Origin of the sequence: Streptomyces sp. NPDC059895 (assembly GCF_042731035.1) — a bacterium.
Classification (GTDB): Bacteria; Actinomycetota; Actinomycetes; order Streptomycetales; family Streptomycetaceae; genus Streptomyces.
Genome location: NZ_JBHWKO010000053.1, coordinates 1 through 22111, shown reverse-complemented (window position 1 = coordinate 22111; position 22111 = coordinate 1). Strand labels below are relative to the sequence as shown.

Here is a 22111-nt window from a genome sequence, read left to right as displayed (position 1 = left end):
CACCCCCTCCGCCCCCTCCGCCCAAAGACCCGCAACCGGTCCGCTCAGCACTCCGCCCCTACGGAAGCGGTACCCCCAGTACCGGCAGCAGCCGCGCCGGGCCCTTTCTCAGCAGCCACGGCGGCAGCAGTGTGAGCGGGTTCAGGTAGGTCAGGCCCCTCAGTAGCCCCCAGTGCAGGCAGGGCGTCGCGCAGTGGGAGCCGGCGGGCTCCACGGTGCCGATCACTTCGCCTGCCGTGACCTCGTCGCCTCTGGCGACCGATGCCTGTACCGGCTCGTACGTGGTGCGCAGGTCTGTGCCTGCCAGTTCCACGGACACCACGCCCCGTCCCGCGACCCGGCCCGCGTACGACACCCGGCCGGTCGCCGCCGCGCGCACCGGTGCGCCGGGTGCCGTCGCGAGGTCCACGCCCCGGTGGCCGCGGGTGTACGCCGTCGCCGGGGGTTCCCAGCCGCGTACCACCGTCGGGCGTGTGCCCACCGGCCAGGACCGGCCGACGGCGGGGGCCGGGGTCGGCGGGGGAGGGGCGGCGCGCGGCGGAGGGGGCGGATTCGCCCGCGCCACCGAGGCCGACACGGTGATCAGGAGCCCTAGGAGCAGGGCCGTACATGGCTTCGGGTGCATGTGGAAAGGGTCCCGTGAACGCGCCGGTCACGGCTGGAACCTGTGGACAACCCTCCGCTTGTGGACAGCGGCGTCACCCGGCGCCCCGCCGGTCCCGTACACTTCTTCTGGCGATCCGGGTCACCGGGTCGACTTCGCACGCCCCGGTACCAGGGCCGACACGCTCGGTCCGCCGGTACCCGCGCCCCTCGGTCCTTCGTGGCTCGGCGCACCGCGGGCGTCAGGCGCGGGAGCCGTCCGGCTCTCGCGGCACAACCGAGAAACTCAAGGAGAACGGCCATGGCCGTCGTCACGATGCGGGAGCTGCTGGAGAGCGGCGTCCACTTCGGTCACCAGACCCGTCGCTGGAACCCGAAGATGAAGCGCTTCATCTTCACCGAGCGCAACGGCATCTACATCATCGACCTGCTCCAGTCGCTGTCGTACATCGACCGCGCCTACGAGTTCGTCAAGGAGACCGTCGCCCACGGCGGCACGGTCATGTTCGTCGGCACGAAGAAGCAGGCGCAGGAGGCCATCGCCGAGCAGGCCACCCGCGTCGGCATGCCCTACGTCAACCAGCGCTGGCTGGGCGGCATGCTCACCAACTTCTCGACCGTCTACAAGCGTCTGCAGCGCCTCAAGGAGCTCGAGCAGATCGACTTCGAGGACGTCGCCGCGTCCGGTCTGACGAAGAAGGAGCTCCTGGTCCTCTCCCGCGAGAAGGCCAAGCTGGAGAAGACCCTCGGCGGTATCCGCGAGATGTCCAAGGTCCCGAGCGCCGTCTGGATCGTGGACACCAAGAAGGAGCACATCGCGGTCGGTGAGGCCCGGAAGCTGAACATTCCGGTCGTCGCCATCCTCGACACCAACTGCGACCCCGACGAGGTCGACTACAAGATCCCGGGCAACGACGACGCGATCCGCTCCGTCACCCTGCTCACCCGTGTGATCGCCGACGCCGTCGCCGAGGGCCTCATCGCCCGCTCCGGCGTCGCCACCGGCGACAAGGGTGAGAAGGCCGCGGGCGAGCCGCTCGCCGAGTGGGAGCGCGACCTGCTCGAGGGTGAGAAGAAGGCCGACGAGGCTCCGGCCGCCGCTGAGGCGCCCGCCGCCGAGGCCCCGGCCGTTGAGGCTCCGGCCGCTGAGGCGCCCGCCGCCGAGGCTCCGGCTGCCGAGGCTCCGGCTGCCGAGGGCGAGCAGGCCTGACCGTCCCGTCAGCGTCGACGGCGGGAGTGGTGACATGAGATCCGCTCCCGCCGTTCACCCGTAGGTCAGCGCGGGGTCGGAGATCTACATCTCCATGTAGATCGCAGACCGTGCAGATCTCCGATCTTCCAGACTTCGAGAAAGATTCACAGACTCATGGCGAACTACACCGCCGCCGACGTCAAGAAGCTCCGTGAGCTCACCGGCGCCGGCATGATGGACTGCAAGAAGGCGCTGGACGAGGCCGAGGGCATCGTCGAGAAGGCCGTCGAGGCGCTCCGCATCAAGGGCCAGAAGGGCGTCGCCAAGCGCGAGGGCCGCTCCGCCGAGAACGGCGCCGTGGTCTCGATCATCGCTGACGACAACTCCTCCGGTGTCCTCGTCGAGCTGAAGTGCGAGACGGACTTCGTCGCCAAGGGCGAGAAGTTCCAGAGCGTCGCCACCGCGATCGCCGAGCACGTCGCCAAGACCTCCCCGGCCGACATCGAGGCCCTGCTCGCCTCGGAGATCGAGGCCGGCAAGACCGTCCAGGCGTTCGTGGACGAGGCCAACGCCAACCTCGGTGAGAAGATCGTCCTGGACCGCTTCGCGCAGTTCACCGACGGCTTCGTGATCGCGTACATGCACCGCACGATGCCCGACCTGCCCCCGCAGATCGGTGTCCTCGTCGAGCTGGACAAGCCGAACTCCGAGGTCGCCAAGGGCGTCGCCCAGCACATCGCCGCCTTCGCGCCGAAGTACCTCGCCAAGGAGGACGTGCCGGCCGAGGTCGTCGAGTCCGAGCGCCGCATCGCCGAGGAGACCACCCGCGCCGAGGGCAAGCCCGAGGCCGCGATCGCCAAGATCGTCGAGGGTCGTCTCAACGGCTTCTTCAAGGACGCCACGCTGCTCGGCCAGCCGTACGCGCTGGACAACAAGAAGTCGGTCCAGAAGGTCCTGGACGAGGCCGGTGTCACCCTGAAGCGCTTCGCGCGCATCAAGGTCGGCATCTGAGTCCGTACCGCGACGGACGCCCGGCCCCGATAGGGTCGGCAGCAGTCGTCCGCGTACGTCGTCACGGGACGTGTGACGGACGACAGCAGATCTGACGAGGAGGCCATTGCCGCGCACGGGTTGCGAACGACACCCCACCGGCAATGGCCTTCTTCGTATGTGCACCACGTGAAAGAGGCGGGATCTCCCATGACCACCAAGGCCCAGAAGAGCGACGACGGCAAGGTACGCGGCCGGTTCCTGCTGAAGCTGTCCGGAGAGGCATTCTCCGGCGGTGGCGGCCTGGGCGTGGATCCCGATGTGGTGCACAAGATCGCCCGCGAGATCGCCGCCGTCGTGCGCGACGGAGCGCAGATCGCGGTCGTCATCGGCGGCGGCAACTTCTTCCGTGGCGCCGAGCTCCAGGTGCGCGGCATGGACCGGGCCCGTTCGGACTACATGGGCATGCTCGGCACCGTGATGAACTGCCTCGCCCTCCAGGACTTCCTGGAGAAGGAGGGCATCGACAGCCGGGTCCAGACCGCGATCACGATGGGCCAGGTCGCCGAGCCGTACATCCCGCTGCGGGCCGTGCGCCACCTGGAGAAGGGCCGCGTGGTCATCTTCGGCGCGGGCATGGGCATGCCGTACTTCTCCACCGACACCACCGCCGCGCAGCGCGCCCTGGAGATCGACGCCGAGGCGCTGCTGATGGGCAAGAACGGCGTGGACGGCGTCTACGACTCCGACCCGAAGACCAACCCGGAGGCGGTCAAGTTCGACGCCCTCGGGTACGGCGAGGTCATCACCCGCGAGCTGAAGGTCGCCGACGCCACCGCCGTCACGCTGTGCCGCGACAACAAGCTCCCGATCGTCGTCTTCGAGCTTCTCGCCGAGGGCAATATCGCGCGGGCCGTCAAGGGTGAGAAGATCGGCACGCTGGTGGGTGACGAAGGCAGCCGGGCCTGACCGCAGGACCCCCCGGTCCCACGGTCGAGGACCCCGGTTCGTACGACAACACCTGACCGGGGGACGGAGCCTGGTCGGGGGATGGACAATGTCCTGCCGGTCGGGAACCGTGCAGGAAGAAGACGCGACGCAGCCGGCCGCCGCCACCGACAGGGAACCGCAGCCGGGCCTACTCAAGACACGCAGGAGCAAGTGGTGATCGAAGAGACCCTCCTCGAGGCCGAGGAGAAGATGGAGAAGGCCGTCGTGGTCGCCAAGGAGGACTTCGCCGCGATCCGCACCGGCCGTGCGCACCCGGCGATGTTCAACAAGATCGTGGCCGACTACTACGGCGCGCCGACGCCGATCAACCAGCTGGCTTCGTTCTCCGTGCCGGAGCCGCGCATGGCGGTCGTGACCCCGTTCGACAAGAGCGCGCTGCGCAACATCGAGCAGGCGATCCGCGACTCCGACCTGGGCGTCAACCCCAGCAACGACGGCAACATCATCCGGGTGGTGTTCCCCGAGCTCACCGAGGAGCGCCGCCGCGAGTACATCAAGGTCGCCAAGGGCAAGGGCGAGGACGCCAAGGTGTCCATCCGCTCCGTCCGCCGCAAGGCCAAGGACGCGATCGACAAGCTCGTCAAGGACGGCGAGGTCGGCGAGGACGAGGGCCGCCGTGCGGAGAAGGAGCTCGACGACACCACCGCGAAGTACGTCGCCCAGGTGGACGAACTCCTGAAGCACAAGGAATCGGAGCTGCTCGAGGTCTGATGAACGACTCTTCCTGGGGCGCTCCGCCACACGCCGGTTCACCGACCGGGTACTGGGGGCCCACTGACCAGGGGCCTGTCCAGGGGGCTTCCCCGGCGGGTCCCGCGTACGATGCGCCTGAGGCGCAGCAGACTCGCCCCATGCCCATCGTCCCCGATGTACCCGCCGACGGCGGACACCAGGATGACGACCGGGGGGCCGCTCGCAGGGGTGGCCCCCTGTTCCGAGACGAGGCGTTCCGAGACGACGCGTTCCGAGACGACGCGTTCCGAGACGACGCGTTCCGAGACGGGGCGTTCCACGGCGGGGCGGCTCCCGGTGAGGCGACTCACGGTGAGCCGTACCGCGGGGGGATGTCCCCCGGCGGGGCGTTCCCCGGCGGGATGCCCCGCAACGAGCCGTTCCGCGACGAGACCCCGTCGGCGCAGCCCCCTGCGGCGGTGCCGCAGAATCCGGATCCCATGCCCGACGCCCCGCAGCCGGCGCCCGCACCGAAGAAGAGCGCGGGCCGGGACCTGGGGGCGGCGATAGGGGTGGGCGTCGGGCTCGGCGCGGTGATCGTCGCCTCGCTGTTCGTGGTGAAGGCCGTCTTCATCGGCGTGATAGCGATCGCCGTCGTGGTGGGTCTGTGGGAGCTCACCAGCCGGCTCCAGGAGCGCAAGGGCATCAAGGCGCCCCTGGTGCCGCTGGCGCTCGGCGGCGCGGCGATGGTCGTCGCCGGGTACGTCCGGGGCGCCGAAGGCGCTTGGCTTGCCATGGCCCTGACCGCGCTCGCGGTGCTCGTCTGGCGGATGACGGAACCGCCGGAGGGCTACCTCAGGGACGTCACGGCCGGTGTCTTCGCGGCCTTCTACGTCCCGTTCCTGGCCACCTTCGTCGCCATGATGCTCACGGCCGAGGACGGGGCGCAGCGCGTGCTGACGTTCCTGCTCCTGACGGTGGTCAGCGACACCGGCGCGTACGCCGTCGGCTGGCGCTTCGGCAGGCACAAGCTCGCCCCGCGCATCAGCCCCGGCAAGACCCGTGAGGGCCTGCTCGGCGCGGTGTCGTTCGCGATGGTCGCGGGCGCGCTGTGCATGCAGTTCCTCATCGACGACGGCACGTGGTGGCAGGGCCTGCTGCTCGGTTTCGCGGTCGCCGCCAGCGCCACGCTCGGCGACCTCGGCGAGTCCATGATCAAGCGGGACCTCGGCATCAAGGACATGGGCACCCTGCTCCCGGGCCACGGCGGCATCATGGACCGTCTCGACTCCCTGCTGCCCACGGCTCCGGTGGTGTGGCTGCTGCTGGTGCTCTTCGTGGGATCGGCCTGACCGGGACCCACCCCACCCGGTGTCGAGCGAGCCCCTGTCCCCGGCGGACGGGGGCTCGCCGTCGTGACGGCCCGGTGCGGGGCCGCCCGATGCACCGGTCCTGTGCCGGTCCGCCGCGGGCGGGCCGTCCCATTCCCACCGGTCCTGTGCCGGTTCCCGGGCGGGCCGTCCCATCCCCACCGGTCCTGTGCCCGTCCCCGTGCGGTTCCCGGCCGACCGGGGCACCCGAGTCGATCTGCGACACTGGTAAGGCCATGCCTAAGCCCGGAGAACTCACTTTCGTCGCCCCCCGCGGAGCCAAGAAGCCGCCGCGGCATCTCGCCGACCTCTCGCCCGCCGAGCGGAAGGAGGCGGTGGCGGGGATCGGGGAGAAGCCGTTCCGGGCGAAGCAGTTGTCGCAGCACTACTTCGCGCGGTACGCGCACGACCCGGCGGAGTGGACCGACATCCCCGCGGGGGCCCGCGAGAAGCTCCGTGAGGCGCTGCTGCCGGAGCTGATGACCGTCGTGCGGCATCTGTCGACCGACCAGGGCACCACCCGCAAGACCCTGTGGCGGCTGTTCGACGGCACGCTCGTGGAGTCCGTGCTGATGCGCTACCCGGACCGGGTGACCATGTGCATCAGTTCGCAGGCGGGGTGCGGGATGAACTGCCCGTTCTGCGCGACCGGGCAGGCGGGACTGGACCGGAACCTGTCGACCGCCGAGATCGTGCACCAGATCGTCGACGGGATGCGGGCCCTGCGGGACGGGGAGGTCCCCGGAGGACCGGCCCGGCTGTCCAACATCGTCTTCATGGGCATGGGTGAACCCCTCGCCAACTACAAGCGGGTCGTCGGCGCCATCCGCGCCCTGACCGACCCCGCACCGGACGGTCTCGGGCTGTCGCAGCGCGGGATCACCGTGTCGACCGTCGGGCTGGTGCCGGCCATCCACCGGTTCGCCGACGAGGGCTTCAAGTGCCGGCTCGCCATCTCGCTGCACGCCCCGGACGACGAGCTGCGCGACACCCTCGTCCCGGTGAACACCCGGTGGAAGGTGCGCGAGGTGCTCGACGCCGGATTCGAGTACGCCGAGAAGTCCGGCCGGCGGCTGTCCATCGAGTACGCCCTGATCCGTGACATCAACGACCAGGCCTGGCGCGGCGACCGCCTCGGTCGCCTCCTCAAGGGCCGACCGGTGCACGTCAACCTGATCCCCCTCAACCCGACCCCCGGCTCGAAGTGGACGGCCTCCCGGCCCGAGGACGAGAAGGCGTTCGTCGAGGCCATCGCCGCGCACGGGGTGCCGGTGACCGTCCGGGACACCCGCGGCCAGGAGATCGACGGGGCCTGCGGTCAGCTCGCAGCCACCGAGCGGTAGTCTGAGCGCCGTACGACATCTTCATATTCCGACAGGGGAGCGCCACAGCGCTGAGAGTGCGGCACCAGGCCGCAGACCCTCTGAACCTCGCCCAGGTCATTCTGGGTAGGAAGTTCGGTCACCGCTCAAGCTGTTGTGCCCCGCCCGGGTCCGCCGGGCGGGGCCGCGTCTCTTCCTGGTCAACCCCAGGAGGAAAACCAGTGCACACCAGGACGTTCGTGGCCGCGGCCGTCGGCCTCGGCCTCGTCACGCTGTCGGCGTGCGGCTCGTCGGACGATTCCGCGTCCGGCTCCGGCTCCACCACCGTCACCCTGATCAGTCACGACTCGTGGGCCGTCTCCAAGGACGTGCTGGCGGAGTTCGAGGAGCAGTCCGGCTACCGGGTGAAGGTCCTCACGGACGGCGACGCCGGGCAGGCCGTGAACAAGGCCGTCCTCACCAAGGACAACCCGCAGGGCGACGTCTTCTTCGGCGTCGACAACACGCTCCTGTCCCGCGCCCTCGACAACGGCCTCTTCCAGTCGTACGAGGCGAAGGGCATCGACCAGGTCGACGCCGCCTACCGGCTCGACGGGGACAGGAACCGGGTCACGCCCGTCGACTACGGCGACATCTGCGTCAACTACGACAAGGAGTACTTCGCCGACCACGAGCTGGCCCCGCCCACCTCCTTCGACGACCTCGTCAAGCCCGCCTACAAGAACCTCCTCGTCACCGAGAACGCCTCCACCTCCTCGCCCGGCCTCGGCTTCCTCCTCGGCACCGCCGCCCGGTACGGCGACGACAGCTGGCAGGCCTACTGGAAGAAGCTGAAGGCCAACGGGGTGAAGGTGGTCGACGGCTGGGAGCAGGCCTACAACGAGGAGTTCTCCGGTTCGGCCGGCGGGAAGAAGGCCGGCGGCGACCGGCCGCTCGTCGTCTCCTACGCCTCCTCGCCGCCCGCCGAGGTGATCTACGCGGACCCCAAGCCGACCACCGCCCCGACCGGCGTCGCGACCGGAACCTGCTTCCGGCAGGTCGAGTTCGCGGGGCTGCTGAGCAACGCGGGCAACGGCGCGGGCGGCAAGGCGCTGATCGACTTCCTGATCTCCAAGCGCTTCCAGGAGGACATGCCGCTCAACATGTTCGTCTACCCGGTGCTGAAGGGCGCGGCCGTGCCCGCCGAGTTCACCGCGTACGGGCCCGCCGCCGAGGACCCCGAGACCATGGATCCGGCGGACATCGCCGACCACCGCGACCAGTGGGTCAAGTCGTGGACCTCACTCGTACTGAAGTAGCCCCCCGCAAGCCGGCCGGGAGGCGTACGGCGAGCGCGGCGCGGCTCGGGCTCATGGCCCTGCCCGTCGCGTTCTTCGGGGTCTTCTTCGCCTACCCCGTCGCCGCGATCGTCGCGCGCGGGCTCGGCTCCGACGGGACGTGGCACGCCGGGCGCCTGCTCGACGTGATCGGGGACCCCGGCATCCGGCACGTGCTGTGGTTCACCACCTGGCAGGCGCTCGCCTCCACCGCGCTCACCCTGCTGGTCGCCCTGCCCGCCGCCTACGTCTTCGCCCGCCTCTCCTTCCCCGGCAAGCAGATCCTGCGGGCCGTCGTCACCGTCCCGTTCGTGCTGCCGACGGTCGTCGTCGGAACGGCCTTCCTGGCGCTCGTCGGGCGCGGCGGACTGCTCGACGAGCTGTGGGGCGTACGGCTGGACACCACGGTGTGGGCGATCCTCGCCGCGCACGTCTTCTTCAACTACGCGGTCGTCGTGCGGACGGTGGGCGGGCTGTGGGCGCAGCTCGACCCGCGGCAGGAGGAGGCGGCGCGGATGCTGGGCGCGTCGCCGTGGCGGGCGTGGCGCCAGGTGACCCTCCCGGCCCTCGCGCCGGCCGTGGCGGCGGCCGCGCTCATGGTGTTCCTGTTCACCTTCACCTCCTTCGGCGTGGTCCAGATCCTCGGCGGGCCCACCTTCTCGACCCTGGAGGTCGAGATCTACCGGCAGACGTCGGAACTGCTCGACCTGTCCACGGCGGCCGTCCTCACGATCGTCCAGTTCACCGCCGTCGGCGCGGTCCTCGCCGTGCACGCCTGGACCGTACGGCGGCGCGAGAGCGCGCTGCGGCTGGTGGACGCCTCCCTGACGGCGCGGCGGCCCCGCGGGGCCGGGCAGTGGACGCTGCTGGCCGGCGTCCTGGCCACCGTCGTCACGCTGATCCTGCTGCCACTCGCGGTCCTGGTCCAGCGCTCGCTGGACGCACCGGACTTCGCCTACTACCGGGCGCTGACCGGCGACGACAACAACGTCTTCCTCGTCCCGCCGATCGACGCGATCGGCAACTCCCTCCAGTACGCGCTCGCCGCCACCGCGATCGCCGTGGTGATCGGCGGGCTGGCGGCCGCCGCGCTGACCCGCCGGGACGCCGGACGCCTCGTCCGGGGGTTCGACGCGCTGCTGATGCTGCCGCTGGGCGTCTCCGCGGTGACCGTCGGCTTCGGGTTCCTGATCGCGCTGGACGAGCCCCCGCTGGACCTGCGCGGCACCTGGATCCTGGTACCGCTCGCGCAGGCGCTGGTCGGCGTCCCCTTCGTCGTACGGACCATGCTGCCGGTGCTGCGCGCGGTGGACGTACGGCTGCGGGAGGCGGCGGCGGTGCTGGGCGCGTCGCCGTGGCGGGTGTGGCGGGAGGTGGACCTGCCGATGGTGCGGCGGGCGCTGCTCGTCGCGGCCGGGTTCGCCTTCGCCGTGTCGCTCGGGGAGTTCGGGGCGACGGTGTTCATCGCGCGGCCCGACAACCCGACGCTGCCGGTCGCCGTGGCACGGCTGCTGGGCCGGGCCGGCGAACTCAACTACGGCCAGGCGATGGCCCTTTCGACGATTCTGATGCTGGTGTGCGCGGTGGCCCTGCTGGTGCTGGAGCGGCTGCGGACCGACCGGACGGGGGAGTTCTAGATGCTGCTGCGGCTCGAGGGTGCGACCGTGCGGTTCGGCGGCGGACGGCCGGTGCTGGACGCCGTCGACCTCGCCGTCGCCGAGCACGAGGTGGTGTGCGTGCTCGGGCCCAGCGGCAGCGGCAAGTCGACCCTGCTGCGGGCGGTGGCCGGGCTCCAGCCCCTCGACGCGGGCCGGGTGCTGCTCGACGGGCGCGACCAGGCGGGCGTGCCCGCGCACCGGCGGGAGCTCGGGCTGATGTTCCAGGACCACCAGCTCTTCCCGCAGCGGGACGTGGGCGGCAACGTGGCCTTCGGGCTGCGGATGCACGGCGTCCCCGGGCGGGAGCGGCGGGAGCGGGTGGCGGAACTGCTCGATCTCGTGGGGCTGCCGGGGGCCGCCCGCCGGGCCGTCGCCGCGCTCTCCGGCGGTGAGCAGCAGCGGGTCGCGCTGGCCCGGGCGCTCGCGCCCCGGCCCCGGCTGCTGATGCTGGACGAGCCGCTCGGGCAGCTCGACCGGTCGCTGCGGGAGCGGCTGGTCGTCGAACTGCGGGAGCTGTTCGGGCGGCTGGGCACCACCGTGCTGGCGGTCACCCACGACCAGGGCGAGGCGTTCGCGCTGGCCGACCGGGTCGTGGTGATGCGGGAGGGGCGCATCGCCCAGTCCGGTACGCCGCTGGAGGTGTGGCAGCGGCCGGCGGACGCGTTCGTCGCCCGCTTCCTCGGCTTCGACAACGTGGTGGAGGCGGGCGTCGCCGGGGAGGCCGCGGTCACCCCGTGGGGCAAGGTGCCGGTGCCGGCCGGCTCCCCGCAGGGGACGCGCACCCTGCTGGTCCGGCCGGCCGGGGTGCGGCTGGTCGGCGCGGACGAGGGCGGCCTGCGCTGCACGGTCGCCGCCCGCACCTTCAAGGGCACCCATGTCGCCGTCCACCTCCAGCCGGAGGACGCGCCGCGCCTGGAGGCGGCGTGCGCGCTGCGACTGGCGCCGGAGGCCGGGGACGTGGTCGGGGTGGTGTTCGACCCGGCCGACGTCGTCGTCCTCGACTGACCGGACCGGACCGGACCGGACCGGACCGGTCTCCGGGCCCGTCGTCCTCGGCTGACCGGACCGGTCTCCGGGGCCGCGGACGCCGACGGCCCGCCTCCGCCGGGGTCCGGTGGAGGCGGGCCGTGCGGGTTCAGCGGCTCGTGCCCCGGCGGCGCATGCCGAGGAACACGGCGCCGCCGCCCACGGCGACCAGGACGACGGCGAGGCCGATGATCAGCCCGGTGTGGGAGTCGGCGCCGGTCTCGGCGAGGTGGGACTCGCCGACGGCGGGCGAGGGGGCGTTGCTCGCGCCGGAGTCCGCGGCCGCGGTGCTCTCGCTCCCCGAGGCCGGGGCCGACGGGGACGACGGAGCCGGCGTGGCGGACGGGGAAGCGGACTCGTCCGGGGCGGGGGAGGAGTCCGACGGCGACGCCGAGGACGACGGGGTGGTGCCGGGAGTGGCGGTGTCGTCGGCCGCGCAGGCCTTGGCCGGGGTCGTCAGCGTCGGGATGTCGGCGTTGACGTCGTCGCCGGCCGTGACGTGGATCCGGTACTTGGTGTTCGGCTTCCAGTCCTCGGGGAAGGCGATGGTGACGCCCTCGGCCGAGCCGGTGACCTTCTGTTCGCCGACCTGCCTCAGGTCGGCGTTGTTGTTCTGGAGGTGGACGGTGACGACGGCGGGGGTCGCCGTCGGGTCCTTGTCGACGACCGTGATGACGCCCTTGGCGCCGTCGCAGGAGGCCGCGGCGGAGAAGTCCGCGATGTCGCAGGCCGACGCCGAGGCGGACGCCCCGAGGACGAGGGCGGCCGAGGCGGCGGCGACACCGAGCATGCGCACCGGACGGGCGGCGGTACGGCGGGATGGGGACACGTTTGTCCTTACGTGATGCGCAACTGAGGGGGGTGGGCGGGGAGATGACGCCCCGACACGGTGGGCGACAGCATCCCCGGGAGGCTCACAGGTCTATAAGCGTTCCATAAGCACTGTCAACGTTCAGCCGCTTCAGCACTCCTGGCTTTGCCCGCTCATTAACCGGCGATACGTTTCAGCGCCTCCGGTTCCCCCTCGTTCCCCTTCCCCTTCCCCTTCCCCTTCCCCGCGGACCCGTGCCCGCCGTCCGACGGGCGGTCAGCCCTCGATCGACGCCGGGTCCATCCAGACGACCTCCCAGGTGTGGCCGTCCAGGTCGTCGAAGGAACGGCCGTACATGAAGCCGAGGTCCTGGGTGTCACCGGCGGGTGCGCCGCCCGACGCCAGCGCGCGGTCGACCAGTTCGTCGACCTTCTCGCGGCTCTCGGCGCTCAGCGCGACCAGGACCTCGCTGGTCCTCGTGGCGTCCGCGATCTCCTTCTTGGTGAACGTCGCGTAGAACGGCTTGGTGAGCAGCATCGCGACGATCGTGTCGCTGATCACCACCGAGGCCGCGTTCTCGTCGCTGAACTGGGGGTTGATCGAGTAGCCCAGCCCGGTGAAGAACGTCTTCGAGGCCTCGAGGTCGTTCACGGGCAGGTTGACGAAGATCATCTGCTGGTAGGCGGAGGCGGTCATCGGTCTCTCCCATCGGTGCGTGCGCGGCCCGTGCGTGCGGCCCGTGCGGGGTGTGCGTGCTGTTCGTGGGGGTAGACCGGGGGGCCGCGCGGAACTCATCGGAGCCCGGGGATTTCCCTCGCGCGCGGTCCGCGGGAGGGCTCAGCCGCCCAGGGGGAGGGACGCGAGCGCGGCCACGAGCAGGGTGAGGGGGACGAAGAGCACGGCGAGCGCGCCGGCGCGCAGGGCCGCCGCGCCGCGCAGCACCGTCGTCGGGGCGCCGAGGCGGAGCAGGGCCGCGGTGGTGTCGGCGCGCGCCTGGCGTGCCTCCACGGCCGCGGTGAGCAGGGTGGCGAGAGTGCAGCCGGCGACCAGGAGCGCGCCCAGCGTGGTGAGCGGTCCGGCGGCCGGGTCGGCCGGGTCGTCCAGGGCGGCCATGGCATACGCGCCCGAGACCACCGCGCTGACGATGCCCAGCGGGCGGCCGATGCGGGAGGCCTCCTGCATCAGACCGCGGCCGGCCAGCAGGCGCAGGGCGCCGGGGCGGACGGCTTGCAGGAGACGGCCGCAGAGGTGGGTGAGGCCGGGGCCGGCGAGGGCGAGGCCGAAGGCGGTGAGGGTCCAGCCGACCAGGATCGCGGCGGGGCCGGTGGGGCCGCCGGGGAGGGTGAGGCGGGTGCCGTCCGTGGTGTGGGTGGCGTAGGCCTCCACGGCGAGGCCGGCGGCGAGGAGGGCCGCGCCCCAGGGGAGGGCGGTGGGGTGGGGAGCCGGGGGCTCGGGTACCCGGACGGGCGCTTCGGGCGCCTCGGGCGGTGTGGTTCGGTCGTCGGCTCCGTCCGGGGCGTGGGTGGTCCCGTCCGGTGCCGAAGGGGCGTTGCCCGGTGCCGAGGGGGTGTTGCCCGGTGCCGAGGGGGTGTTGCCAGGCGCCGAGAGGGTGTTGTCCGGGCCGACCGTCCTCGCCGGCGTCCGCTTCAGCCGGAGCGGGGGGATCGCCGTTGCCGTCACGGCGGGGGCGCGGCCGCCGGTGGTGACCGTGGCGGCGTGGGTGGCCGGGCGGGAGGGCCGGCCGTCGGCGGCGGGGCGGACCGTCGCCCCCGCCCGGAACCGTCCGTAGGCCCCGAACGTCTCCCGCGGCCGGCGCGTGCCTGTCGTGAACCGGCGCAGCGCCCGGACCGTGCCCCGGGCGTTCGCCGCCGGCCGGGCGTCCCGGGGACGCAGGGACCACGCCACCGACCCGGAGGCCGCCGCCGGGACCAAAGCCAGCAGGGTCAGGGCCGCCGGGAGCGGCAGGGGGACCCCCGCGGCCAGGAACCCCGCGGCCGCTCCGTCGAAGGGCATGCCGGTGAGGTCGCCGCGGAGGTGGAGGAAGACCAGCAGGGCCAGCAGCGAGCCGGTGGTGGTGGACAGGGCGGTCGTCGTCGCGGAGACGGCCATCAGCCGGGCGGGACCGAGACCGGCGGCCGCCAGACCGGGGCGGGGACGGGTGCCGGGGTCCGTGCGGGCCACCGCCAGGGCGAGCTGGACCGTCGCCGCGAGGGGGACCACGCACCAGGCCAGGCGGAGGGTGGAGGCGGCCGGGGAGCCGGGGTGGACGAGGGCGTTGCCGAGGGTGCACAGAAGGAGGAAGCCGGTGCCCGCCGAGGCCGTCGCCACCAGGAGGCGGCGCAGGTGGACGGCGGGGTGGGCGCTGCGGGTCAGGCGGAGAGCGAGCACGCCGCCCGGCCTTCCGTCTCGGCGGTGACGGGCGGCAGATGGACCGTGTTCACCCGCCGGCCGTCCAGGAGGGGCACCGTGCGGTCGGCGAGGGCCGCCGTGTCCGCGTCGTGGGTGGCCAGGACGACGGTGATGCCGTGCGAGCGGGCCGCCGTCGTCAGGGTGCGCAGGACGTGGGAGCGGTCCGCGCGGTGCAGCGGGGCCGTCGGCTCGTCGGCGAAGAGGACCGAGGGGGCCGGGGCCAGGGCGCGGGTGATGCAGACGCGCTGGCGTTCGGCCTGGGTCAGTTCGTGCGGCCGGCAGCGGGCCCGGTCGCCCACGTCGAGTCGGTCCAGCCACTCCAGGGCGGCTGCCTTGGCGCGGCGTCGGCTGGTGCCGCGCAGCATCAGCGGGAGGGCCGCGTTCTCCCAGACGGTGAGCTCGGGGACGAGCAGGGGCGCCGGGTCGATCCAGGCGAACCGGTCGCGGCGCAGCCGTTCCCGGGCCATCGGGCCCATCGTGTGCACCGGGACGCTGTTGAACCAGACCTCGCCGCGCTGGGCGGGTGCGAGGCCGGACAGGCAGTGCAGCAGGGTCGTCTTGCCGCTGCCGCGCGGGCCGGTCACGGCGAGGATCTCGCCCTCCCGCACACCGAGCGAGACACCGCCCAGCGCGGGGGAGCCGTCGTGGTGCGTGAAGTGCAGGGACCGTGCCCACAGCACGTCGTTGTCCGGCGGGGCCTCCATGGGCGTACACCTCGGTTCAGATCTGTGGTTCCCGTGCGCTTTCCCCCGTCCGGGGGAACGAAGGCAGGGCCGATCGGTCACTGGCACGCTAGGCAGCTCATGACGGGCATCCGGACAGCACACGGCCCCGGGCGCCCGTTTCTCACTCGAACGGGCGGCGCCGGGGCCGGTGTCGGTCACTGCGGGGGGCGGGCCGCGGGAGGGGTCCGCCCGGAGGTCACAGCCTCGTCCACGCCTCCGTCAGGGTCGCGCGCAGGATCTGCTCGATCTCGTCGAAGGTCCCCTGGTCGGAGATCAGCGGCGGGGCGAGCTGGACGACCGGGTCACCCCTGTCATCCGCACGGCAGTACAGGCCGTTGTCGAAGAGGGCCTTGGACAGGAAGCCGTACAGGACGCGCTCGGTCTCCTCGGCGTCGAAGGACTCCTTCGTCGCCTTGTCCTTGACCAGCTCGATGCCGTAGAAGAAGCCGCTGCCGCGGACGTCGCCGACGATCGGCAGGTCGTGCAGCTTCTGCAGGGTCCGCAGGAACGCGCCCTCGTTGTCCAGGACGTGCTGGGTGAGGTTCTCGCGCTCGAACAGGTCGAGGTTGGCGAGGCCCACGGCCGCGGAGACCGGGTGGCCGCCGAAGGTGTAGCCGTGCAGGAAGGTGTTGTCGCCCTTGTAGAACGGCTCGGCCAGGCGGTCGGAGACGATGCAGGCGCCGATCGGGGAGTAGCCCGAGGTCATGCCCTTGGCGCAGGTGATCATGTCCGGCACGTAGTCGAACTTGTCGCAGGCGAACATCGTGCCGAGGCGGCCGAAGGCGCAGATGACCTCGTCCGACACGAGCAGCACGTCGTACTGGTCGCAGATCTCGCGGACCCGCTGGAAGTAGCCGGGCGGGGGCGGGAAGCAGCCGCCGGCGTTCTGCACCGGCTCCAGGAAGACCGCGGCGACCGTGTCCGGGCCCTCGAAGAGGATCTGCTGCTCGATCTGGTCGGCGGCCCAGCGGCCGAAGGCCTCGGGGTCGTCGCCGTGGATCGGGGCGCGGTAGATGTTGGTGTTCGGGACCTTGTGGGCGCCCGGGACCAGCGGCTCGAAGGGGGCCTTCAGCGCCGGCAGGCCGGTGATGGACAGGGCGCCCTGCGGGGTGCCGTGGTAGGCGACCGCGCGGGAGATGACCTTGTACTTGGTCGGCTTGCCGGTGAGCTTGAAGTACTGCTTGGCGAGCTTCCAGGCGGTCTCGACCGCCTCGCCGCCGCCGGTGGTGAAGAAGACCTTGTTCAGGTCGCCCGGCGCGTGGTGCGCGAGGCGCTCCGCCAGCTCCACGGCCTTGGGGTGGGCGTAGGACCAGACCGGGAAGAACGCCAGCTCCTGAGCCTGCTTGAACGCGGTCTCCGCCAGTTCCGTGCGGCCGTGACCGGCCTGGACCACGAACAGGCCGGCGAGACCGTCGAGGTAGCGCTTGCCCTTGTCGTCGAATATGTAGGTGCCCTCGCCCCGGACGATCGTGGGGACCGGGGAGTTCTCGTACGACGACATGCGGGTGAAGTGCATCCACAGGTGGTCGTACGCGGTGCGGCTGAGGTCCTTGGTGCTCACGGTTATCGGGTCCTCACGGTTATCGGGTTCCCCACATGTAGGTCTGCTTCTTCAGCTTCAGGTAGACGAAGCTCTCGGTGGAGCGCACGCCGGGCAGGGCACGGATGCGTTTGTTGATGACGTCCAGCAGGTGGTCGTCGTCCTCGCAGACGATCTCGGCGAGGATGTCGAACGAGCCCGCGGTCATCACCACGTACTCGACCTCCGGCATGTCGGTCAGCGCGTCCGCTATGGACTCCACATCGCCCTCGACGTTGATCCCGACCATCGCCTGCCGGCGGAAGCCCACGGTGAGCGGGTCCGTGACGGCGACGATCTGCATCACGCCCTGGTCGAGCAGCTTCTGGACGCGCTGGCGCACGGCCGCCTCGGACAGGCCGACGGCCTTGCCGATCGCGGCGTACGGCCGGCGGCCGTCCTGCTGGAGCTGCTCGATGATGGCGAGGCTGACGGCATCCAGGTGCGGGGTGCCGTTCTTGGACTCGCGGGAGTCCCGGTGCTCTGCGCTTCGACTGGCCACGGCCTCACTGTGCACGACGTATCGATGGTTCCGCAAGGCCGGGGCGATGAAATCCGTTGTTTCCGTGACCGGAGTCTGCGGATTTCGCAGTAACGGCCCGACCGGGGGTGTTGAAAACGTCGCGCCGCCGATTAGGGTGGGTGTCTCAGCGACTGGACAGTTCGACCTTGACAGGAGGCCGGCAGTGAGCACCGAGCAGGGGCGGCTGCGTACGCTCCGCAACTACATCGACGGTGAGTTCCGGGACGCCGCCGACGGACGGACCACCGAGGTGGTCAACCCCGTGACCGGCGAGGCGTACGCCACCGCGCCGCTGTCCGGGCAGGCGGACGTCGACGCCGCCATGCGGGCCGCCGCCGCGGCCTTCCCGGGCTGGCGGGACACCACCCCGGCCGAGCGCCAGAAGGCCCTGCTGAAGATCGCGGACGCGTTCGAGGAGCGCGCCGAGGACCTCATCGCCGCGGAGGTGGAGAACACGGGCAAGCCGGTCGGGCTGACCCGCACCGAGGAGATCCCTCCGATGGTCGACCAGGTCCGCTTCTTCGCGGGCGCCGCCCGGATGCTGGAGGGGCGCAGCGCCGGCGAGTACATGGAGGGGCTGACCTCGATCGTGCGCCGTGAGCCGGTCGGCGTCTGCGCCCAGGTCGCGCCGTGGAACTACCCGATGATGATGGCCGTGTGGAAGTTCGCCCCGGCGATCGCGGCGGGCAACACGGTGGTCCTCAAGCCGTCGGACACCACCCCGGCCTCCACGGTCCTGATCGCCGAGATCATCGGCTCGATCCTGCCCAAGGGCGTCTTCAACGTCGTCACCGGCGACCGCGACACCGGCCGCCTGATGGTCGAGCACCCGATCCCGGCGATGGCCTCCATCACCGGATCCGTGCGCGCCGGCATGTCGGTCGCCGAGTCGGCGTCCAAGGACCTCAAGCGGGTCCACCTGGAGCTCGGCGGCAAGGCCCCGGTCGTCGTGTTCGACGACACCGACATCCCCAAGGCCGTCGAGGACATCTCCGTCGCGGGCTTCTTCAACGCCGGCCAGGACTGTACGGCCGCCACCCGCGTCCTCGTCCAGGAGGCCATCCACGACGAGTTCGTGGCGGCGCTCGCCAAGGCCGCGTCCGAGACGAAGACGGGCCGGCCGGACGACGAGGACGTGCTGTTCGGCCCCCTGAACAACCCGAACCAGCTCCAGCAGGTCTCCGGCTTCATCGAGCGCCTCCCCGCCCACGCCAAGGTCGAGGCGGGCGGCCACCGGGTCGGCGACCAGGGCTACTTCTACGCCCCGACCGTCGTCTCCGGCCTGAAGCAGGACGACGAGATCATCCAGAAGGAGGTCTTCGGCCCGGTCATCACCGTGCAGTCCTTCACCGACGAGGACCAGGCCGTGGAGTGGGCCAACGGCGTCGAGTACGCCCTCGCCTCCTCGGTGTGGACCAAGGACCACGGCCGCGCGATGCGCCTGTCCAAGAAGCTCGACTTCGGCTGCGTGTGGATCAACACCCACATCCCGCTGGTCGCCGAGATGCCCCACGGCGGCTTCAAGAAGTCCGGCTACGGCAAGGACCTCTCGGCGTACGGCTTCGACGACTACACGCGGATCAAGCACGTGATGACGTCACTGGACGCGTAACCACGCCGTGTGCGCGGACGGTCGACGCCGGCGGACCCGCCGCCCGTCCGCGCGGCGGTCGACAGGGTGGCGCGCGGCGGTCGACAGGGTGGCGCGGGCGGTGTCCAGCCCGGCGACCGCGCCGCCACCGACCTCTCCGCCACCGACCTCTCCGCCTCCGACAAGCGGCTGACCTGGGCGAACTGGCCGCTCTACAGCGACACGGACGACGACCCGACGCGGCGGCCGACGCCGGAGGCCTTCGCGAAGAGCACCGGCATCTCCGTCGGCTACACCGAGGAGATCAACGTCCGCCCGGTGCCCGCCGCGCAGGCCGTCCTCGCCGACTCCGACGACGAGGAGACCGCCGCGCTCGCGCAGAACCCGCTGATCTTCCCCGACGCCGGCATGCGGCGACGGCTGGCGGTCGCGCGGGACATCACGTCGACGGAGCGGCTGGGGTTCGCCGGGCGGTGGAACGGGATCGCGGGGCTGTGAGGGAAGGGGCGCCGTCCCGGTGACGAGGGTCCTCGGCCGGCACGGGTCCTCGGCCTGGCACGGGTCCTCGGCCGGCATGGGCGAGGGCCGCTTCACGGAGCACCGTCGAGGGCCTCTTCGGCGCGGGCGGGTGCCGGCAGTGGGTCCGGCCGGGGGGCGGTGCGGTTCTGCCGGGACTCCAGGCGGCCGGACACGACGGCGACGAGCAGCGCGGCCGCGGCCATGACCGCGCCGACCGCGCTGGAGGACGCGTACCCGAAGCCGGCGGAGATGGTGAGGCCGCCGAGCCAGGCGGCGATGGCGTTGCCGAGGTTGAAGGCGCCGATGTTGAGGGAGGACGCCAGGGTGGGTGCCCCCGCCGCGTTGTCCAGCACCCGCTTCTGCAGGGGCGGGACGGTGGCGAAGCCGAACACGCCGATCAGGAACGTGAGGATCACCGCGGCGGCCTGGTGGGAGGCGGCGAGGCTGAAGCAGAGCAGTGTCGCGGAGAGCAGGGACAGCGAGGTGTAGAGCATCGGCATGAGCCGCCTGTCGGCGAGCCTGCCGCCGACGATGTTGCCGAGCACCAGCCCGCATCCGAACACGACGAGGAGCCAGGAGACCGAGGAGTCGGGGAAGGACGCCACGTCGGTCAGGATCGGCGCGAGGTAGGTGACGGCGGCGAACACCCCGCCGAATCCCAGGACGGTCATGAGCATCGCGAGGACGACCTGCGGGTTGCGGAGCGCGGCCGCCTCCCCGGCGACACCGCCCGCCTCGGGACGGCGGTCGGCGGGGACGAAGCAGAGGACCCCGGTGACGCCCAGGATCCCCAGGAGGGCGATGAGGACGAAGGTGACGCGCCAGCCGGCCGTCTGTCCGACCAGCGTTCCCAGCGGGACTCCCGCGACGTTGGCGACCGTGAGTCCGCTGAACATCAGGGAGATCGCCGAGGCGCGGCGGTGCGGTGCCACGAGGCCGGCCGCCACGACTGATCCGATGCCGAAGAAGGCACCGTGGGCGAAGGAGGCGAGGACCCGGCCGAGGAGCAGGAGGGTGAAGTCCGGCGCGGCCGCGCAGAGCGCGTTGCCGGCCACGAAGACCGCCATGAGCAGCGCGAGCATCGATTTCCTGGACATCCGGGTGCCCAGCAGGGTCATGACGGGTGCGCCGACGACCACACCGACGGCGTAGCTCGTGACCAGGTAGCCGGCCGACGGGATCGACACGCCGTAGGTGTCCGCCACCTGCGGCAGGATGCCGGTGGCGACGAACTCCGTGGTGCCGATGCCGAAGGCACCCATGGCGAGGGCCAGAAGCGCCAGTGGCATACGTTCTCCTCGACCTCGGCGCACCGGGTCGATGCGCGAACTGGAACTGGCGATGGGGAGCCGGCCGGGCCGCGCGGTGGGGCGCGGGCCGGCCGGTCGTGACCGGTGCGACCCCGCCCGCCGACGGAGGGGGACGGCCGTCGGGCGGGCGGAGTGCCACCGCGCAGTGACGTTAGCCCGGCCGGGCGCGCCGGCCCGAGGAGTCGATGCGGACGGCGGGCGTCTTCGGCAAGTCGCCGGTGTCGTTACCGGCCCGTGCCGCGCCGCCGCCGGGGCGTCAGTCGACGGTCGTCGCGATGCCCGTGTTCGGCACGCGGAGGGTGGAGGAGAGGAGCCGCAGACCCGCCTCCGAACTCGTACCGACCCGGGCCGTGTAGGCGATCATGCGCTGTCCGGCCGCCCCGGGCACCAGCAGGCTCTGAAAGGAGAGCTCCATGGCACCGACGAGGGGATGGTCGATCTCCTTGGTGCCGGCGACACAGGTCCGCACCGGGTGCCGGGCCCAGCGTGCGGCGAACTCCTCGCTGTTCATGGTCAGTTCGCCGACCAGTGAGGCGAGCTGCTTGTCGTGCGGGTAGCGGCCGGCGACCAGCCGCAGCGATGCCACCGCGAGCTGGGCCTCGTCGTGCCAGCGCGGGTAGAGGTCGCGGTTGCGCTCGTCCAGGAAGAGCATCCGGGTCAGGTTCGGCCGGCGCGCGGGATGCTCGGGCGCGTCGAAGTCCAGGTGCATGGCCAGCAGGAGATGGCCCATGGCGTTCCAGGCGAGGACGTCGTTGCGCCGGTCCAGGACCAGGGCGGGGGTGTCCGTGAAGGTGTCGATGAGCTGGCGGACACCGTGGTCGGCGCAGGGGGTTCGCGGGGCGTGGGCCCGACGGGAGGTGACCGCCTCGGGCCGGGCGAGATCCATGAGGTGGCTGTACTCGTCCGGGGTCAGGCGCAGCGTGCGGGCGATCGCGTCGAGGACGGAGTCGGACACCTGGTGGGTGCGGCCCTGCTCGAGCCGCGTGTAGTGGGTGACGCTCAGGCCGGCCGCCAGCGCCACCTCCTCGCGTCGCAGACCGGGTACCCGGCGTCGTTCCGCCAGCTGCGGAAGCCCGATCTCCTCGGGGGTCAGGGCGGCTCGGCGGCTGCGCAGGAAGTCGCTCAACTCGGAGAAGTCAGGCATGAGGTGCCCTTCCAGTGAATCCGGTGACGTGAACCGTGCTTTCCGTCCAACGGGGCCGGGGCCCGGGTGCTTCCCGCGCTGGGTGGTCATGTTCTGACCACCCGGCGCACGCCCCGTCAGCGGCCGAGGAGTCGCAACCGGGGTCTGGGTAGGTGCCGGTCCGGGGCGCAGCATTCCTTCGGTCGAAGCTTCTCGAAGGGAGATCTCATGTCTGTTGTTGATGGTGTGGTGGAGGGGGCGGTCGCGGCGGGGCCGGGTGGTTCCGGGCCTGAGCGGTTGTCGTCGCGGATGCGGTTGACGCTGGTGGTGCTGCTGGTGGCGCAGTTCATGCTGGCGGTGG

General features: G+C 71.7%; 19 protein-coding genes, 1 pseudogene and 1 riboswitch. Of the genes and pseudogenes, 11 read left to right on the top strand and 9 right to left on the bottom strand.

The annotated features are described in order from the left end of the window. Positions 1 to 58 precede the first annotated feature (58 nt). Complete coding sequence (locus ACFV9M_RS36285) at positions 59 to 625, bottom strand: murein hydrolase activator EnvC family protein (protein WP_385073403.1); 567 nt, start codon at positions 623 to 625, stop codon at positions 59 to 61. A 279-nt stretch (positions 626 to 904) separates the two neighbouring features. Between ACFV9M_RS36285 and rpsB the strand changes: the two genes are divergently transcribed. The 9 genes from rpsB to ACFV9M_RS36240 all read left to right on the top strand — a co-directional run bounded on the left by rpsB (position 905) and on the right by ACFV9M_RS36240 (position 11139). Then, complete coding sequence (gene rpsB / locus ACFV9M_RS36280) at positions 905 to 1813, top strand: 30S ribosomal protein S2 (protein ID WP_385073405.1); 909 nt, start codon at positions 905 to 907, stop codon at positions 1811 to 1813. Positions 1814 to 1969: 156 nt separating this feature from the next. Beyond that, positions 1970 to 2806: a translation elongation factor Ts gene (gene tsf / locus ACFV9M_RS36275; RefSeq protein WP_385073408.1), complete on the top strand. Its 837-nt coding sequence runs from the start codon at positions 1970 to 1972 to the stop codon at positions 2804 to 2806. A 189-nt stretch (positions 2807 to 2995) separates the two neighbouring features. After that, a complete protein-coding gene (gene pyrH, locus ACFV9M_RS36270) occupies positions 2996 to 3754 on the top strand; it encodes a UMP kinase (protein WP_385073410.1) in 759 nt (252 codons plus the stop codon). 195 nt (positions 3755 to 3949) lie between these two features. Continuing rightward, positions 3950 to 4507: a ribosome recycling factor gene (gene frr, locus ACFV9M_RS36265; RefSeq protein ID WP_385073413.1), complete on the top strand. Its 558-nt coding sequence runs from the start codon at positions 3950 to 3952 to the stop codon at positions 4505 to 4507. Further along, entirely contained in the window at positions 4507 to 5820 is a 1314-nt protein-coding gene (locus tag ACFV9M_RS36260) for a phosphatidate cytidylyltransferase (RefSeq protein ID WP_385073415.1), read from the top strand. The genes frr and ACFV9M_RS36260 overlap by 1 nt, the downstream gene beginning before the upstream one ends. 254 nt (positions 5821 to 6074) lie before the next feature. Then, positions 6075 to 7181 carry a 23S rRNA (adenine(2503)-C(2))-methyltransferase RlmN gene (gene rlmN / locus ACFV9M_RS36255; RefSeq protein ID WP_385073418.1) on the top strand — a complete coding sequence of 369 codons (1107 nt, stop codon included), beginning with the start codon at positions 6075 to 6077 and terminating at the stop codon, positions 7179 to 7181. Between the two features lie 23 nt (positions 7182 to 7204). Further along, positions 7205 to 7311: riboswitch (TPP riboswitch) on the top strand. Positions 7312 to 7381: 70 nt separating this feature from the next. After that, positions 7382 to 8458, top strand: a complete 1077-nt coding sequence (locus ACFV9M_RS36250) for a thiamine ABC transporter substrate binding subunit (RefSeq protein ID WP_385073421.1) — start codon at positions 7382 to 7384, stop codon at positions 8456 to 8458. A gap of 53 nt (positions 8459 to 8511) precedes the next feature. Beyond that, positions 8512 to 10113 carry an ABC transporter permease gene (locus ACFV9M_RS36245; RefSeq protein WP_385073424.1) on the top strand — a complete coding sequence of 534 codons (1602 nt, stop codon included), beginning with the start codon at positions 8512 to 8514 and terminating at the stop codon, positions 10111 to 10113. Next, positions 10114 to 11139: an ABC transporter ATP-binding protein gene (locus ACFV9M_RS36240; RefSeq protein WP_385073427.1), complete on the top strand. Its 1026-nt coding sequence runs from the start codon at positions 10114 to 10116 to the stop codon at positions 11137 to 11139. 130 nt (positions 11140 to 11269) lie between these two features. On the opposite strand, the gene ACFV9M_RS36235 is transcribed toward ACFV9M_RS36240, so the two are convergent. The 6 genes from ACFV9M_RS36235 to ACFV9M_RS36210 form a co-directional block, all read right to left on the bottom strand. Further along, positions 11270 to 11989 (bottom strand): LAETG motif-containing sortase-dependent surface protein, encoded by a 720-nt coding sequence (locus ACFV9M_RS36235; protein ID WP_385073430.1) that lies wholly within the window; start codon positions 11987 to 11989, stop codon positions 11270 to 11272. A 258-nt stretch (positions 11990 to 12247) separates the two neighbouring features. Then, positions 12248 to 12667, bottom strand: coding sequence for a VOC family protein (locus tag ACFV9M_RS36230; protein WP_385073433.1), 420 nt, complete (start codon positions 12665 to 12667; stop codon positions 12248 to 12250). Positions 12668 to 12808: 141 nt separating this feature from the next. Beyond that, positions 12809 to 14359, bottom strand: coding sequence for a hypothetical protein (locus ACFV9M_RS36225; RefSeq protein WP_385073436.1), 1551 nt, complete (start codon positions 14357 to 14359; stop codon positions 12809 to 12811). After that, positions 14341 to 15084 (bottom strand): ABC transporter ATP-binding protein, encoded by a 744-nt coding sequence (locus ACFV9M_RS36220; RefSeq protein ID WP_385073438.1) that lies wholly within the window; start codon positions 15082 to 15084, stop codon positions 14341 to 14343. The genes ACFV9M_RS36225 and ACFV9M_RS36220 overlap by 19 nt, the downstream gene beginning before the upstream one ends. Before the next feature lie 217 nt (positions 15085 to 15301). After that, on the bottom strand, positions 15302 to 16666 hold the full coding sequence (locus ACFV9M_RS36215; RefSeq protein ID WP_385073440.1) for an aspartate aminotransferase family protein: 1365 nt from the start codon (positions 16664 to 16666) through the stop codon (positions 15302 to 15304). 19 nt (positions 16667 to 16685) lie between these two features. Next, positions 16686 to 17201, bottom strand: coding sequence for an Lrp/AsnC family transcriptional regulator (locus ACFV9M_RS36210; protein WP_385073442.1), 516 nt, complete (start codon positions 17199 to 17201; stop codon positions 16686 to 16688). Positions 17202 to 17370: 169 nt separating this feature from the next. Here ACFV9M_RS36210 and ACFV9M_RS36205 point away from each other — a divergent pair, with 169 nt between their 5' ends. After that, a complete protein-coding gene (locus ACFV9M_RS36205) occupies positions 17371 to 18819 on the top strand; it encodes a gamma-aminobutyraldehyde dehydrogenase (protein ID WP_385073445.1) in 1449 nt (482 codons plus the stop codon). Between the two features lie 288 nt (positions 18820 to 19107). Then, positions 19108 to 19296: pseudogene (locus tag ACFV9M_RS36200) on the top strand (spermidine/putrescine ABC transporter substrate-binding protein); the annotation flags it as partial. Positions 19297 to 19388: 92 nt separating this feature from the next. On the opposite strand, the gene ACFV9M_RS36195 reads toward ACFV9M_RS36200, so the two are convergent. Both ACFV9M_RS36195 and ACFV9M_RS36190 read right to left on the bottom strand, forming a co-directional pair. Next, on the bottom strand, positions 19389 to 20606 hold the full coding sequence (locus ACFV9M_RS36195) for an MFS transporter (RefSeq protein WP_385073448.1): 1218 nt from the start codon (positions 20604 to 20606) through the stop codon (positions 19389 to 19391). 277 nt (positions 20607 to 20883) lie between these two features. Next, positions 20884 to 21771: a helix-turn-helix domain-containing protein gene (locus ACFV9M_RS36190; protein ID WP_385073451.1), complete on the bottom strand. Its 888-nt coding sequence runs from the start codon at positions 21769 to 21771 to the stop codon at positions 20884 to 20886. Positions 21772 to 22111 lie beyond the last annotated feature (340 nt).

Bases quoted from the DNA above. Each gene is read 5' to 3' on its own strand.
- ACFV9M_RS36260 (WP_385073415.1), top strand. From the start codon at position 4,507: ATGAACGACTCTTCCTGGGGCGCTCCGCCACACGCCGGTTCACCGACC.
- ACFV9M_RS36190 (WP_385073451.1), bottom strand. From the start codon at position 21,771: ATGCCTGACTTCTCCGAGTTGAGCGACTTCCTGCGCAGCCGCCGAGCC.
- rlmN (WP_385073418.1), top strand. From the start codon at position 6,075: ATGCCTAAGCCCGGAGAACTCACTTTCGTCGCCCCCCGCGGAGCCAAG.
- pyrH (WP_385073410.1), top strand. From the start codon at position 2,996: ATGACCACCAAGGCCCAGAAGAGCGACGACGGCAAGGTACGCGGCCGG.
- ACFV9M_RS36195 (WP_385073448.1), bottom strand. From the start codon at position 20,606: ATGCCACTGGCGCTTCTGGCCCTCGCCATGGGTGCCTTCGGCATCGGC.
- ACFV9M_RS36240 (WP_385073427.1), top strand. From the start codon at position 10,114: ATGCTGCTGCGGCTCGAGGGTGCGACCGTGCGGTTCGGCGGCGGACGG.
- rpsB (WP_385073405.1), top strand. From the start codon at position 905: ATGGCCGTCGTCACGATGCGGGAGCTGCTGGAGAGCGGCGTCCACTTC.
- ACFV9M_RS36220 (WP_385073438.1), bottom strand. From the start codon at position 15,084: ATGGAGGCCCCGCCGGACAACGACGTGCTGTGGGCACGGTCCCTGCAC.
- ACFV9M_RS36285 (WP_385073403.1), bottom strand. From the start codon at position 625: ATGCACCCGAAGCCATGTACGGCCCTGCTCCTAGGGCTCCTGATCACC.
- ACFV9M_RS36245 (WP_385073424.1), top strand. From the start codon at position 8,512: ATGGCCCTGCCCGTCGCGTTCTTCGGGGTCTTCTTCGCCTACCCCGTC.
- ACFV9M_RS36230 (WP_385073433.1), bottom strand. From the start codon at position 12,667: ATGACCGCCTCCGCCTACCAGCAGATGATCTTCGTCAACCTGCCCGTG.
- tsf (WP_385073408.1), top strand. From the start codon at position 1,970: ATGGCGAACTACACCGCCGCCGACGTCAAGAAGCTCCGTGAGCTCACC.